16 protein-coding genes are annotated in these 14,739 nt (G+C 39.1%); 6 read left to right on the top strand and 10 right to left on the bottom strand.

The genetic code is table 11. The features are described 5' to 3' along the window. Positions 1-477: DDE-type integrase/transposase/recombinase (locus F3D68_RS04945; protein WP_151193340.1), on the top strand; the 477-nt coding region annotated here is incomplete at its 5' end. A gap of 85 nt (positions 478-562) precedes the next feature. Here the strand turns inward: F3D68_RS04945 and F3D68_RS04940 are convergent. Then, positions 563-1,765 carry a sensor histidine kinase gene (locus F3D68_RS04940; RefSeq protein WP_151193339.1) on the bottom strand — a complete coding sequence of 401 codons (1,203 nt, stop codon included), beginning with the start codon at positions 1,763-1,765 and terminating at the stop codon, positions 563-565. A 163-nt stretch (positions 1,766-1,928) separates the two neighbouring features. Here F3D68_RS04940 and glpD point away from each other — a divergent pair, with 163 nt between their 5' ends. Together glpD and F3D68_RS04930 are read left to right on the top strand one after the other, a co-directional pair. Next, positions 1,929-3,569, top strand: a complete 1,641-nt coding sequence (gene glpD, locus F3D68_RS04935; RefSeq protein ID WP_224728237.1) for a glycerol-3-phosphate dehydrogenase — start codon at positions 1,929-1,931, stop codon at positions 3,567-3,569. A gap of 158 nt (positions 3,570-3,727) precedes the next feature. Further along, a complete protein-coding gene (locus tag F3D68_RS04930; RefSeq protein ID WP_151193338.1) occupies positions 3,728-4,966 on the top strand; it encodes a pyridoxal phosphate-dependent aminotransferase in 1,239 nt (412 codons plus the stop codon). Between the two features lie 15 nt (positions 4,967-4,981). Here F3D68_RS04930 and F3D68_RS04925 read toward each other — a convergent pair whose 3' ends face one another. The 3 genes from F3D68_RS04925 to F3D68_RS11205 form a co-directional block, all read right to left on the bottom strand. Then, positions 4,982-5,809, bottom strand: a complete 828-nt coding sequence (locus F3D68_RS04925; RefSeq protein WP_191092704.1) for a mechanosensitive ion channel family protein — start codon at positions 5,807-5,809, stop codon at positions 4,982-4,984. Positions 5,810-5,873: 64 nt separating this feature from the next. Next, on the bottom strand, positions 5,874-6,284 hold the full coding sequence (gene ruvX / locus F3D68_RS04920) for a Holliday junction resolvase RuvX (RefSeq protein WP_151193336.1): 411 nt from the start codon (positions 6,282-6,284) through the stop codon (positions 5,874-5,876). Then, positions 6,277-6,441 (bottom strand): hypothetical protein, encoded by a 165-nt coding sequence (locus F3D68_RS11205; protein WP_191092703.1) that lies wholly within the window; start codon positions 6,439-6,441, stop codon positions 6,277-6,279. The genes ruvX and F3D68_RS11205 overlap by 8 nt, the downstream gene beginning before the upstream one ends. Before the next feature lie 5 nt (positions 6,442-6,446). Between F3D68_RS11205 and mutT the strand changes: the two genes are divergently transcribed. Continuing rightward, positions 6,447-6,851, top strand: a complete 405-nt coding sequence (gene mutT / locus F3D68_RS04915; RefSeq protein WP_151193335.1) for an 8-oxo-dGTP diphosphatase MutT — start codon at positions 6,447-6,449, stop codon at positions 6,849-6,851. 203 nt (positions 6,852-7,054) lie between these two features. On the opposite strand, the gene F3D68_RS04910 is transcribed toward mutT, so the two are convergent. The 6 genes from F3D68_RS04910 to F3D68_RS04885 all read right to left on the bottom strand — a co-directional run bounded on the left by F3D68_RS04910 (position 7,055) and on the right by F3D68_RS04885 (position 11,751). After that, positions 7,055-7,342: a type II toxin-antitoxin system PemK/MazF family toxin gene (locus F3D68_RS04910; protein WP_224728239.1), complete on the bottom strand. Its 288-nt coding sequence runs from the start codon at positions 7,340-7,342 to the stop codon at positions 7,055-7,057. Between the two features lie 32 nt (positions 7,343-7,374). Then, positions 7,375-7,611: a hypothetical protein gene (locus F3D68_RS04905; protein ID WP_151193334.1), complete on the bottom strand. Its 237-nt coding sequence runs from the start codon at positions 7,609-7,611 to the stop codon at positions 7,375-7,377. A 172-nt stretch (positions 7,612-7,783) separates the two neighbouring features. Then, positions 7,784-8,875, bottom strand: a complete 1,092-nt coding sequence (locus F3D68_RS04900; RefSeq protein WP_151193333.1) for a DSD1 family PLP-dependent enzyme — start codon at positions 8,873-8,875, stop codon at positions 7,784-7,786. Positions 8,876-8,899: 24 nt separating this feature from the next. Beyond that, positions 8,900-9,355, bottom strand: a complete 456-nt coding sequence (locus tag F3D68_RS04895; protein WP_151193332.1) for a YcgN family cysteine cluster protein — start codon at positions 9,353-9,355, stop codon at positions 8,900-8,902. Between the two features lie 12 nt (positions 9,356-9,367). Further along, positions 9,368-10,339 carry an octaprenyl diphosphate synthase gene (gene ispB / locus F3D68_RS04890; RefSeq protein ID WP_151193331.1) on the bottom strand — a complete coding sequence of 324 codons (972 nt, stop codon included), beginning with the start codon at positions 10,337-10,339 and terminating at the stop codon, positions 9,368-9,370. Between the two features lie 65 nt (positions 10,340-10,404). Continuing rightward, positions 10,405-11,751: a hypothetical protein gene (locus tag F3D68_RS04885; protein WP_151193330.1), complete on the bottom strand. Its 1,347-nt coding sequence runs from the start codon at positions 11,749-11,751 to the stop codon at positions 10,405-10,407. 119 nt (positions 11,752-11,870) lie between these two features. On the opposite strand from F3D68_RS04885, the gene F3D68_RS04880 reads away from it, so the two are divergent. Further along, positions 11,871-12,905, top strand: coding sequence for an FUSC family protein (locus F3D68_RS04880; RefSeq protein WP_151193329.1), 1,035 nt, complete (start codon positions 11,871-11,873; stop codon positions 12,903-12,905). 359 nt (positions 12,906-13,264) lie between these two features. After that, positions 13,265-14,728 (top strand): peptide MFS transporter, encoded by a 1,464-nt coding sequence (locus F3D68_RS04875; protein ID WP_151193328.1) that lies wholly within the window; start codon positions 13,265-13,267, stop codon positions 14,726-14,728. Positions 14,729-14,739 lie beyond the last annotated feature (11 nt).

Genomic DNA, 14,739 nt, shown 5'->3' with positions numbered 1-14,739 from the left:
CTTAAGGGTGGTATGGTTTATCTTGCTGCGATAATTGATTGGTATTCAAAAGCCGTATTAAGTTGGCGTATATCGAATACGATGGATAGTAGCCTGGTAATGAGTGTTTTGCATGAAGCCCTTGATCGCTTTGGCAACCCTGAGATTTTTAACACTGACCAAGGCAGTCAATATACCTCGCATATACATACTGAGGCATTATCCAGTAGAGGTATTACTATCTCAATGGATGGTAAAGGGCGAGCTACTGATAACATTTGTATTGAGCGTTTTTGGCGCAGTGCAAAATGCGAGCGAATTTATCTTAATGAATATGATTCTTTACCTGAGCTTAGGACTGATCTTGCTGATTATATTGATTTTTATAATAACCGTAGATTTCATGAAAGTTTGGGATACAAAAAACCAATGAATGTGTACAAAGAAGGTGCTATTAACTTTAAAAATCAGGCACAAAAAACATTGCAGGTTGCATGACATGTATAGGAATAAGAATTTTCAAAAAACTGTATTGACACTTTGGGGTAGAATAGCCTGTGTATAGCCGCAAATATCGGCATATTTATGGTGAAGTGTTTTCTTCAGTGGCAATTAATTTCACCGTAATACATAGACCTTGCTCATTAGATGTTGCCGAGATTTCACCTTTATGTAGTTCAATAATTTTCTTGCAAATAGCAAGACCCAAACCGTGACCTTGACTGTTTTGCTCGCTATGCAAGTTTTTATAGTGTGCGAGAAAAAGTTTGTCAATTTTATCTTGAGGGACACCAGGTCCTGTGTCTTGAAAACGTATCACTAACTTGTTTTGTGCTATATCGCAGTCAATGCTGCAATGCTTGGCGTATTTAATCGCGTTATTGGTGATATTGCTAAAGGCGCGATAGAGTAGCGTCTCATTGCCATGCACAATATAGTCTTTTGTTGTATTGATGCTTATCTTATCAGGGTGTTGCTGTTTAAGGCGCATGAAAATCGTATTGATCTTAAAGCTCGTATCTTGGGTGCTTTCTTGGTAATAGCTAACGGTCGCTTTAATAAGCTCATCAATCTCATCTAAATCAGCTGGAACTTGATCAAGCTCATACTCTGTTTGTAAGCGTACTTTGGCGCGTGCTAGCGGTGTTTTGATATCATGAAAAAGAGTGGCAAGAATCATGGTTCGCTCAGCGATAAGGTCTTTGACTTTTTGCTCTAAGGCGTGCTTGGTTTTGCCAAGGAATGATCTGTTGTTATTGCCATTGCCAAGTTCATAAATGGATTGTCTAAATAGTTTTAAGCCGCTATAGATAATTAAATAAATGATCATAAACATAAAAATAAAACGCAATATAATGGCAATGATAACCACTGGATCAATCCAAGGGTTGTGGGGCTTGAAGTTGAAAAATACCCATTTATCAGCATTTGGATAGTATTGATCAAAGGAGAGTTGTTGGTGTGCTTTAAAATACTCAATCATCTGATCATAGGTATGTAGCTCTGGGTGATCACTGATATGCGAATGTGCTTCAATAGATACTGAGTTTCGAGTAATTTGTTCATAAGTTTGAATGGCAAGCTCAAGCTCACTGGCATCGAGCTTTACCATGGCGTCACGGATAGCGATTAAATCTTTAATCACGCGATAATGATGTTTTTGATCGATGACATCTTTATATAAGCTTTTAATCATCAGTGTGCTTTGGATAACCAGCACGATGCAAGCACCTATAAAAATACATAGCATCCAGATTGAATAACGCTGTTTTGAGTTTTTCATCATTCTTCCTACTTAATCCTGCTCACAATTTCCCAGTGACTATGACCGTGCACAGTATAACAAAATTTTAGCAAGGTTTAGCAAAGTTGATACAATTATATTTCACTTGTAAATGATTGTGCAGAGGGGTGTGCGAGCTCAGACTTAAAGCAATAAAGGCTGTAAAATGGACCGTGGTGAGTATACAATAGCAAACTGCGTATTCAACCTAAACGGTGAAAATAAAGTCATGCAAGCACAAGAAAAGCAAGAAAAGCAGGAAAAGAATGTTATTCATACCGATGTTTTGGTGATCGGTGGCGGGGTTAATGGTACAGGAGTGGCTGTTGATGCCGCATTAAGAGGTTTAGATGTTACATTATGTGAAGCAAAAGACTTTGCTTCAGCGACATCATCAGCCAGTAGTAAGCTTGTACATGGCGGTTTACGTTATCTAGAACAGTATGAGTTTAAGCTCGTCAAAGAAGCCTTAAAAGAGCGTGAAGTATTACTCAAGAAAGCGCCACACATTATCCACCCTTTGCGTTTTGTTTTGCCGCATGCCAGGCACTTGCGTCCGGTGTGGATGATTCGTATTGGTATGTTTTTATATGATTTTCTCGCGGGTAAGATGTCATTGAAAAAGTCGCAAAAGATATCATTAGTGAACACGTTAGAAGGTGAGAATCTGATTGATGATTTCAGTGTTGGTTTTGCCTATTCTGATTGTCGAATTGATGATGCGCGCATGACGATGCTTAATGCACAACAGGCCAAAGCGCATGGCGCTAAAATCTTGATGCCATATCAATGTGTCGAGGTGAAAAAGGTGAAAAAGCTAAAAGAGGTGAAGAAGGCAGAAAATAGCTGGCAAGCGAAACTTGTAAATGACAAAGGTGATGAAGTAATTGTGCTTGCTAAAGCCGTTGTTAATGCCGCAGGACCTTGGGTTGCGGATGTTATTCATGACGTGTTAGAAACGAGTTCTAAATCGGCAGTGCGCCTGATCAAAGGCAGTCATATTGTCGTGCCTAAGTTGTACGAGGGTGATCATGCCTATATCCTGCAAAATGCCGATGGTCGGATTGTCTTTGCGCTGCCATATGGTTTCACCAGTGAACATGATAATGAATTTACCTTGATTGGCACGACGGATGTTAGTTATCAAGGTGATCCACGCGATATTACCATTAGTCAGGAAGAAACTGATTATTTGTGTCAACTGATCAATGGTTATTTCAAAAGCAAAATTGCACCAAAAGATATTATTTGGAGCTATGCTGGTGTGCGTCCATTGTATGATGATCATGCCAAGGATCCGTCTAAAATCACGCGTGAATATCATCTAGAGCTTGAAGATGATCAGGGTAAATTACCGGTATTATCAATCTTTGGTGGTAAGATTACGACGTATCGCACATTATCCAAACATGTTGTTGATAAGTTAATTCCTTTTTTCCCTCATATGCGGGCTTGTACAACGGATCAAATCGCAACACCCGGTGGTGAGGCAAGCTCATTTGCTGAGATTTTGATGAAGCTAAATGCAGCTTATCCATGGCTTCAAGATAAACATAGTTATCGCTTAGCATCATCATATGGTATGCAAAGTATTGATGTGTTAAAAGATGCAACATCCTATGATGATCTAGGTATATGTTTTGGATATAACCTTTATCAGCAAGAGGTTGAATATTTGGTTGAACATGAATGGGTGCGTGATGTTGATGCATTATTGTGGCGTCGCAGTAAGCTTGGGTTATGGCTGAAAAAAGATGAAATAGCGCAATTGGCACAATGGTTAGAAAATCATTTAAAATCACTGTGAATGCAAGCTTAAACATACCCTTCGACTAAGCTCAAGGTGCGATTGACATTGTTGGCTGAGCGTTAGTTGAAGCCATTTATTGTTTTCGTCCGTACCCTTCGACTATGCTCAGGGGACGGTTAATATGATTAGTTACATAGAAAAACAAAGGAAATTAAATGGAAAGCAGTTTTAAAAAAGTCCCAAAAACTGGGGTGATTTATGTTATGTCGAAGGCGCAAGCGCATGGTTTTTATTATGGCAATCCTGAGTGGTCTAATTTAGGGCAGGGCGCGCCTGAAACCGGAGATATGCCAGAGAGCCCTGCACGTTTAAAAGATATTTCATTAGATCAAATCTCAGCTGAATATAGCCCTGTCGCAGGTGATGTTGAGCTTAGAAAAGCAGTGGCTGAGCTATATAACCAGCGTTATCGCTTTGATAAAAAGTCACAATATACTTACGAAAATGTAGCCATTTCATCGGGTGGGCGCTCAGCGCTTTGTCGGATCGCAGCGACGATGAATAATATTAATCTTGGGCATTTCTTGCCAGATTATACTGCTTATGAAGAGTTATTAAATGTCTTTGGTGGCTTTGTGTCGATGCCAGTTTCTTATCGCATTGCTGATGGTTTTAAGCCTGATGTTACTGAGATGGAAAAAGCGATGATTAATATGGGCTTGGGGGCAATGCTGTTATCTAATCCATGTAACCCAACAGGGCAGATCATTATTGGTGATGAGTTAAAACAATTGATTGATTCAGCAAAAAAGATTGGTTGTGCGATGATTTTTGATGAGTTTTATTCGCATTATTTATATGAACAAAGCAAAAAAACACTAAGTGCTGCCGCGTATATCAAAGATGTAGAAAAAGACAATATTTTGATTGTTGATGGGTTGACTAAAAACTGGCGTTATCCAGGGCTGCGTATTTCATGGACATTGGGTCCAAAAGAAGTCATTGAGGGCATTGCTTCGGCGGGGTCATTTTTAGATGGTGGCGCGGTACACGCGATACAAAAAGCTGTTGTACCATTATTGGATCTCAAACACGCTGATCAAGAAGCGGATTCGATTCAGAATGAATTTGTTAAAAAACGTGATTATATGGTATCACGCCTTAAGGAAATGGGCTTTGTGTTATCAAGAGTGCCAGAGGGTGGTTTTTACTGCTTTGCCTCTTTGGAGAACCTGCCAGAGAGTCTTGCTGATGGCATGAAATTTTTCAAAGCTTTATTACAATACAAAGTGATCTGTGTGCCAGGTGAGTTCTTTGATGTCAACCCCGGTCAACGTCGCAAAGTCGTAAATACGCGTTTAAAGAAATATGTGCGTTTAAGCTTTGGACCAAGCTTTGATGAAATTAAGCTGGGTTTGGATAGAATACAACAGATGTTGAGGGAAGCTATTTAGTTATTATTGGCTTGGCTATTCTTTTGACATGCTTTTGCGTTGATCAGTTTCTGTCAATGCTTGCAATAAAGAAGTATTAAGGAGCGTTGACAGTGATTTTTTATGTTCAAATAAGCATTGATAACTAATCGTAATATCAATAAGCTCAGGTTTATCAATATCCGGTTGTTCATAAAGGCTAACTGTTATTGATGTCAGCGTGTTTAATTGCGACTTACTCAGTGTCTTAAGATAGTCAGTAAGCTCTTTATCTAGCGTGGTTTTTAACTCGGTGATCTTAAGATGTGTATATTGTTGATAGGTCACTTTAAATTGAATTTTACCTTTAAAAGGAACCGCAGGTTGTGAGTAGTTGATAATAATGCCAGTAATGGCGGTTGCATTCGGGATGCGAATGTATTTGCCCTTGGTCTTTTTGTCACTTGGCGGGTATTCGGCTAATGTGTAATATAAAGGTCCCAAGCGATAGACATACCCTTCTTGACCTTGCACTTCGATATAATCCCCCTCACTAAAAAGATCGCGCCACATGATAATAAACGAGCCAATAAAATTCATAATGGTTTCTTTATTAGCAACTACTAAACCCGCGCCGACCAAACCTAATGCAGTGAGAATGTGACTAAAATCACTAACCCATATTTTTATCAAGCAAAAGACAAAAATAGCAATCAATAGATAGCGAAGGCGGGAAAGTTTGCGTTTGAGCTTGGTTGTGTTATCAATTTTCCGTGTAAAATACCACTGCAAAAACCGATATAAAAAATACATCAATAGTGCAATAGCAATGCTTTGTATTGAGCCAATAATTAAGTGATGTGAGAGAAAGTTATAAATTGTCACACTAAACTCCATGTTATCCGGATGTTAAATAGTATAGGTCAGAAATAAACTTGCTGTAAGTGATTTAACTCTGATCGTTCATCCAAGTCTCCAAAATAACACAAGCGGCAAATGCATCGACTTTAAGGTGGCGGTTAGATTTGTTTTGTACTTCCTCTAGACGCCAACGCGCCTCCCGCGTTGAGAAGGTTTCTGAGATTAAATGCACGGGCTTTTGATATCTAAGCTCAACCTTTTGTGCAAAGGCACGTGCTTCTTCAGTGATCTTCGTTTCTTGATCTTTAGCATCAATCGGAAGTCCCACAATAATATCACTAGGGCGCCATTGTTTAATAATCTTATCAAGCTCATGCCATTCAGGTTCGCCTTGTTTGGCGGCAATGGTTGCAATGGGTGTAGCAGTTTTAGTAATCATCTGCCCACTGGCAATCCCTATGCGTGACTTGCCATAATCAAGTCCGATTAATTTAAGCATGACCAAATCCCATAAAGCTCATGGCACCCTTATCATTATCTTCATATATGACAATAACAGAATGTTCAAATGCATTATCTTGCAAATTAGGCATGGCAATTAGAAATTGCTTTGTTAAGCTATACGACATGTTTGATTTATTTAAGTGTTTGTTCATTAGCGATGATTTTAATCAAAGTTGCTGTTGGAGTCATATTAAATGACCAAAAAAATCAAGTTTTTTTAACTAGGCGTAAATCTACTCAGGATTTAGCCGGACTTTGGGAGTTCCCAGGCGGCAAACTTGAAGCTAGTGAGGCACCACATGCTGCACTTAAGCGCGAGCTTAAAGAAGAGGTTGGCATTGATGTTACGAAGTTTGAATCATTGCTAGTTAAGGCGCATCACTATCAACATAAATCTGTTGAGCTTCACTGTTTTGTGATCACGCAATATCAACGAGAGATTGCGCCTCAAGAAGGGCAAGAGGGGAAATGGGTGAGTGTTGATAAGCTCAATGCCGAAATTATGCCTGAAGCAAATAAAGAGATTATTAATGTACTTAGACACTGGAGTTACGCACTTTAGAAAAAACTATGATTTTATAAACACCCCGTCAGCCTACGGCTGCCACCCCTCTTGCAAAGAGGGGAATTAGGCAAGGGTTATTTTATATTCCCCTCTTTGCAAGAGGGGTGCCGAGCTTGCGAGGTGGGGTGTTGAAATGGAAAAAGTCCGTAACTCCAGTTAGACAGTATCTATTAAGTAAAGTCATTCATTCAGGCGCTTGATTATTTACTAAATATTTCAGCAAGAACGCTGTAAATGTTGCGATGAAATCTAGTTTCAAGCAAGCCCATATTTTTTTTCAAACGGCTTTTATCAATTGTTCTAATTTGATCAAGTGCGACTTCACCTGTTTTTGCTTGATGCTCTATTTGAACACGTGTAGGCCAGCCGCGTAATGAAGTTGTCATTGGTGCAACAATCACTGTGTTTAAATGATCATTCATAACATCAGGTGATATTACCAAAACAGGTCTAAAACCTGATTGTTCGCTGCCTTTGGTTGGGTCCAGATCAACACCTCAAATACTAAATCGTTTGATAGCTACCATTGCCATTCTTTCTTATCAAAATCATTATTGCTTAGATCATTCAGGTGCAGGGGCTCATGACTTGCATTTTGCCATAAATTAGCGTCGCTCCAGCTAGAACGTGGCGTCTTGATCACTTTGACAATGTTAATTTCGATCGTATCACCAATATGAGCAGATAGTGCTTTTAATTCACTTGCAGGAATGGTGATGCCAACACTGTTACCAATCGCCCTTAATTTCGTTTGCATATGACTTCTCCTGATGATGAAAGTTATAACAATGTTATAATGTGATGTTGGTTTTGTCAATGTTGAACATTTATTGTGGCTTGATAGAATGTCGGTCTATTTTGATGGGCGTATGCAATACGCCCTTACGTGATGATTATGAATGAAGGTGTTACTCTGATCAATTTGATGGTTATTGGCTTTTGCCACGCAAATTAATTGACCAGATATCGGTAACAATATCATTTTCTGTAATATAAAACTGATCAAATAAATTAATAGTTGGATCACAATGTGGTACCACCATCTCAATCACGTCCCCGAGCTTAGGTAATACTTTGCCGGTAACTTTGCCATGCTCATCGCCAAAGTAATCCCAGTCATAATGAAGATCATTATGACTAATAATCTGTGGTTTGGTAGGATCTTTATAGAGTGCTTTAAGTCCGGCATCAACGGTGACATGTGTATCATGATTTGCACTAATGACTGTGCTTAAAAGCGTCATTGCTGGCAGGAAACTATTGATTGCTTCGATATCAAAATATTCTTTATCCATTACCGTATATGAGCCTGGCTGAATTTCTGTAACGGATTGAATATTACAATCTATAGCATAAGTGCCCGTACCGGAACCGGTTTGAATAAGGTTTTTATGTCCTGTTTGTGCTTCAATTTGCGCTTTAATCTCACCGGCTTTTTTAAGCAGTAATGAAGAAGCCTCTTGGCGCTTGTTGTAGTCAGTGATGTGTTGAAAATGACCTGCATAGCATTGAATGCCTTTTAAATTAAGGTGTGATAACTCATGGATATGTCGTGCCAGTGCTACAGTATGCTCAAAAGAAACACCTGTGCGCCCAATACCAGCATCAATATCAACAATAACATTCATATTTTGCTTTAAGTGATTTAAAGCCACTTGATTTAAGGCTTTGGCATTAGCAAATGAGTCGCAAACGACTATTGTATCTGGTGCCAGTTGGCACGCCTTGCTCAGCATATTAAGTTTATGATTGGTAACAATAGGGGAGGTGATCAGAATCCCCGTAATACCATGCTCAGCCAACACAAGTGCTTCACTAACCTTGGTGACACATATGCCAATGGCACCTTGTTGTTTTTGCAACTGGGCAATTTCAGTGCATTTGTGTGTTTTGGCGTGAGGGCGCACGGATTTGTTATGTTTAAGGGCAAAAGCTTGCATGTCATTGATGTTTTGCAGAAGTTTATCTTTATCAATCACAAGGCAGGGGGTGTTTAGTGTTGATTTATGTTGTCCAATCATAATTTAATCCATCTTTTACATTATTTAATCGTAATTAGTAAGCAAATAATCTTCCAAATCGCCATGGATGTCATTCTCAGAAATGGCAAAATCACAAGCTGAAGCGCCTGCCTTATGAACGCTGTTTTTATCCTTAGTGATCAATGGATGCCAATCAGGTAAGGCTTTACCATGATAACGACGCTTATAGGCACATGTTTCAGGCAGCCAGTGCTGGGCATGTTTTAAGTGATATAAATCCAGTTGTATACAATCAGGTACCAGCTGTTTGCGCTTAGGGTAATTTGTGCATTGGCAGGTGTTGCAGTCTAAAAGCTTGCAGGCAACTTTGGTGTAATAGATCTCATCGGTTTCATCATCTTGCAGTTTATGTAAGCAACATAAACCACAGCCATCGCAAAGCGCTTCCCATTCAGCATCATTTAATGCTTTTAATGGATATAAGTGCCAGAAATTATCACGTAAAGACTTAGAGGACATAGTTTTGAGCTGTTAGTGTGTACGTTCAACGGCAATATGCGCTAGTGCGATAAGCGCGTTTTTGTATTCAGATTCAGTAAGTATATCTAGCGAATCAATCGCTGACTGAGCGGCTTGTTGCGCTTTGCTAACAGCATACTCAATCGCACCGCTATGCTTGATAATATCAATAATTTTTGCCATCTCAGGATGGTGACCTTGCTCAATCGCTTGACGAATAAGTTGTTGATCTTGGGCTTGTGCATTTTTCAGTGCATAAATCACAGGTAGTGTTGTTTTGCCCTCGGCTAAATCATCACCAATGTTTTTGCCAAGTGTCTCACTATCGGCAATATAATCAAGCACATCATCTGCAATCTGGAACGCATTTCCAAGATGCACACCATATTGATGTAATGCTTTTTGCTCGCTATCACCAGCATCTGCCAGAACACTGGCAACATCACAAGCCGCTTCAAACAGCTTGGCGGTTTTGCAATAAATAACTTGCATATATTGAGCTTCAGTAATATCCGGATTGTTGCAGTTTAATAGTTGCAATACTTCACCTTCAGCGATTTTATTGGTGGCATCTGCTAAGATCTGCATAATTTGCATTTGATTTAACTCCACCATCATCTGAAAGGCGCGTGAGTAAAGAAAATCGCCCGTTAAGACTGACGCGGCATTGCCAAAGACATTATTGGCAGTCTCTTTGCCGCGACGCAATTCAGACTCATCAACTACATCATCATGCAATAATGTTGCTGTGTGAATAAACTCAATAATAGCTGCGGCTTTGGTGTGATCTTGGTCTTTGTAGTCAAGGGCGCGGGCGACAAGCATCAGTAACAATGGGCGCAAACGTTTACCACCACTGTGGATAATGTATTGGCTAATTTGATTAATTAAAACGACATCGGAGCTTAGTTGGTCAATGATGACTTGATTGTTTTGTTGGATGTCATCTGCTGATAACTGTTGAATTTGCTTAAGTGTTAACATTTTTATGATTTGATCTTCAAGTAAGTCGTTGAGGATAATTGTCATTGCTTTTAAGGTCAAGCGAATTACTGGAATCTGCGATGTAAAAAACTACCAAGAATGACGGTAAAAATAAGCGATAAAATAAAAATACCAATGATCGAGAACCAATGCATAGTGACAAAAATGCTTAGTATTTTATGGACAAAAACTGTCAGAATGGCACTTGGCGCAATCAAACGAAGGCTTAAATTATACAGTCCAGAGAGTTTGATTTTTGTGGCTTTGTGTAATTGGTAACTTAATTTCTGCGCATCGCAAATCCAACCGAAAATGAGAATCTCAATATAAGCAATAAAAAGAATAAGACTAATAATCAGCTCAGATTGAATGATTTCGTGTACTTTGTCTGCTAATACGTGTTGATAGATGATTGAAGCCGCCAAAAGCAAGATGAAAAACGGCAGATAAACATACCACTTATGCTTTGTGGTTGATCGGTTTAAGCCTTTAAAGGTTTGGCAAAGCAGTAAAGCGGTGGTTAATAAGCAGAAAAAGAACATGCCAAAGGCTAATAAGTTGAGTGTATAAGCGTATTGAAAACCTAATACATCAGAAGCGGATCGACTGCTATTGGTATATAGGCTTTGCATGAGCATAATGATGATGACTGTTACAATGCTGCCAATGACAAATGACCAGCTAAAGCGTCGAATAGAGCACTGCGCATTGAAATACGTGCCCAGTACGGAGTTAACACCTAAACCAATAAGCCCTGAAAAGAGTGAAAGGCTTAATGCTGATTCCCAGACATCGATTGATGCCAGTAAATGAAAATTAGGTATGAAAAAAGTACTCGTTGTAAGGCTGGTGTTAAAGGTCAGCGCATTCATGATAAATAAGCCAATTAAACAGGCAAGACCAAGGGTGGCAAATGCTGAGCTTAATTTTAAAAAACGCTCGCGTGTCTGTGAGAAGCCAATAATGATCACGATAATGGCGCTAAAAATAATGCCAATCAGTAAGGTGTAGTTGTCAATAAGATGCAGTGTTTTCTCTGCCGAATGCGTTGTATACCAGAAGCTAGTATAGACAAGACTTGAGCTTGTCACCGATATGCGTGCGATCACCATGATCAGTAAAATCGCTGTAAGCACCATCGATAAGAGTCCAATGAAGCGTAAACGTTGTGAACGCGCAGCAAAATGCAGGCTGCCTGTTAGCGGTTTTTTACTTAAAAATCCAGAGATGGTTTCAGAGACAAAAAGCGGCATGCTGATTAATGTCAGCATCACTGCATACGCAAAAACAAAGGCAATATTATTGAATGTTTGTGGATAGCTGCTAATCTGCCAATAGACAAACACGCCAATACTGGCAGCGACGATGCTTAAAGCGTACAGCGCTGAACGTATCGTTGTAGTTGGGTTCATGTTAATTCCTATCACTAAAAAATAAGCTTATGATAACAATACCATTTTGCTTGTCATCTAAAACCGTGCAATATTTAGCGCTATACTGTTTACATAACACTTAAGGGAGATTTATTACGATGACGAATTTACTTTATAGTAAGCGCTACTCATTGATCAATGCATTAAAGGCAGTTGTTGCTAGCGCTATTGCCTACTTGGTGGGGCACTTATTGGGTGAGTGGCTTAATGTTGGACAAATGTATGCATGGATTGTGATTACTGTTTTGGTGGTCATGTCAAGTCAGCCAAACTTAGGAGGTGCATTAGAAAAAGCCAAAATGAGATTTTTAGGAACCCTCATTGGGTCAATATGCTCAATCATTGTGATCTTGATTTTCCCTGAGATGTCGATGGTTCAGCTCATTTTAGGGCTTGGCATTATTGCTATCGGTGTTTTTACAGCAACAAATTCGAGTAAATATACCTATGCTGGTGTTTTGGGCTCAGTGACGGTTGCTATTATTTTGTTTAGTAGTGATGTAAGTTTAGCAACTGCTTGTTACCGTACACTTGAAGTGCTGATTGGTATTACTATTGCGATTATTGTTAATCGGTATTTTTTTCCTATACACGCTTACAAACGCATCAATCAATCTTTCTGTGATACCGTTAACTGTATCGCTTCGTTAAACAATCGGCTCTTTGCCGGTGGTGACTATGATGATGTATTGGTCGAAATTTTTAGTCATTTTTCAAAGCAAATCGCATTACAAAAAGAGATAATGCATGAAAAACCAAATATTGACCTTAAGGTGCTAAAAGTGACAACGCGCCATTTGCGACAGTTATATCGTTATACCAGTGTCATTTATGATTATATTGAAACCTATCCAGAAAAACGCGAGAAATTTCAGCAAAATCCTGCGTTTAAGGCGTTATATGATGAGATCAATCATACTTTTAAAGTTATGAGCATCAGCTTTAAAAAGAATGTTTTTGACCAAGGAGAATACCAAAAAATCATTACTAAGCTAGAAGAACTCCTTAAAGAATTTAGCCAGTCAATGAGTATTCAAAGTGAGTTGCGGCATGCCAGTGTTGTGATGTTCTCGTTTAAAAAGCTTATTGATACAGTGCAGATGATTGAAGAGAATCACAATCTTCTTAGTTAAAAACGCTATTAATCAGTAGTGCATAGACAAAACAGCTGACACAGAAAAAAACAAAACCGCAGATAATGGCATTAAGGTATCGATCCCTTTTGGTGAGCGATTGACCTTTTTTTATATTTAGGCGAAATAACGCGCGTGCGGCAAGCCAAGTAATAATTATCGAGGCTAATAATGAAATTAAAAAGCTAACGAGCATATAAGCCTCCATGTTTTGTCATTAATCAAGACTTGGCAGTATATCTAGAATTCTTATCATGTAAAATCAAAACATATGATGGCGCTAAAACTTCATGATTTTAATAGTTTTTTGTTAAATCTTTGATATTCTATTTTCTCTACATGGTTATCAGGGAATTTATATGACTCAAATTGAGACTCAACCCAAATCACTTTATTACGCTATTGCGCTTAATGTCTGGGAGTACTTTAGTTACTACGGTATGCGTGCACTGTTGGTGCTTTACTTAACACAAAAGCTTTTATTTACTGATAACCATGCCTATGCGTTATATGGTGCTTATACAGCGCTTGTGTATGTTACACCTATTATCGGTGGTGCGATTGCAGATCGCTACTTAGGATATTACTGGGCAACCTTTTTGGGGGCTGCTACCATGGTGGCAGGGCACTTGGTGCTAGGTTTAGATGGTGGCGGTTTGTACTTTGGTCTGGCTCTGATTATCTGTGGTTATGGCTTATTTAAAACTAATGTATCTTGTCTTTTAGGTGCGACATACTCAAGAGAGCATACTAAGCGCGATAGTGGTTTTGCCTTGATGTATGTTGGCGGTAACATTGGCTCCTTTATTTCACCCATCTTATGCGCCTGGGCAGCACAAGTATGGGGCTGGCACTATGGTTTCTTATTAGCGGCTATTGGTATGGCGATTGGTTTGGTGATCTTTATGACAGGGCGCAAACATTTTGTTGCTGGCAATGATCCGCAGTGGAGAGCATTAAAAGAAAAAGGCCTGCTGAGTATCAAAGTATTACCAATTACCGTTTTATTAATTGCACTTGCCGCAGTGTTTTTTAGCTTTGCCTTGTATTATTTATTTGCCGGTTGGATTTTGCTTGCTTGTGTAATCGTTAGTCTGTACTTCTTGTTTTTTCTTTTTATTAAGCTTGATGGTAAAGATAAAAGATCCCTGTTAGCAATTTGCTTTTTTATGATTTTTGGTTTGATTTTCTGGGCATTTGATCAGCAAGGCGGTAGCTCGATTAGCTTGTTTATTGAGCGTAATGTTATTCGTGATTTTAATGGATTTACCATTCCCGCTGCGGCTTTTCAATCGATTAATCCCTTTGCGATTTTAATCGGTGGCGTGATCATGTCATACGTTTGGTATTGGCTGATCAAAGCAGGTGTTAGATTAAGCGCGTTATTTAAAATTACGTTTGGCTTATTATTTCTAACCTTTGGCTTTTTTATGATTATGATGGGGGCGAAAATTGCAGCGACCACAGATGGACATGCTTCAATGATGTGGGTGATTGTTGGCATGGCGGTTATTGGCTTTGCTGAGTTGTTTGTCGATCCAGTTGCTTTATCTGAGATCACACGTTTAAACCCAGGCGGTTCAGTTGGTTTTCTGGCAGGTCTTTATATGTTGATCACAGGATCAATTGCCAATTATGCCGCAGCAGAAATTGCTACCTTGACCAGTGTTGAAACGGTCAAAACCGCGGGTGACTTTTTGGTTAAAAGTGCCAACAATTATTATAATGTCTTTGGCGCGATTACTAAGGTTTCGGCAATTGCTTGTATAGTGCTGATCATTATCTCTGTGGTAATGTATTTCGTCAGAAAGCAAAAAATCTAAAGTAGTTGAGA

Source organism: Cysteiniphilum sp. JM-1, assembly GCF_008711525.1.
Taxonomy (GTDB): Bacteria; Pseudomonadota; Gammaproteobacteria; order Francisellales; family Francisellaceae; genus Caedibacter.
Note: the sequence above shows the minus strand (reverse complement) of the source record. Positions and strands in the feature narration are given on the sequence as shown.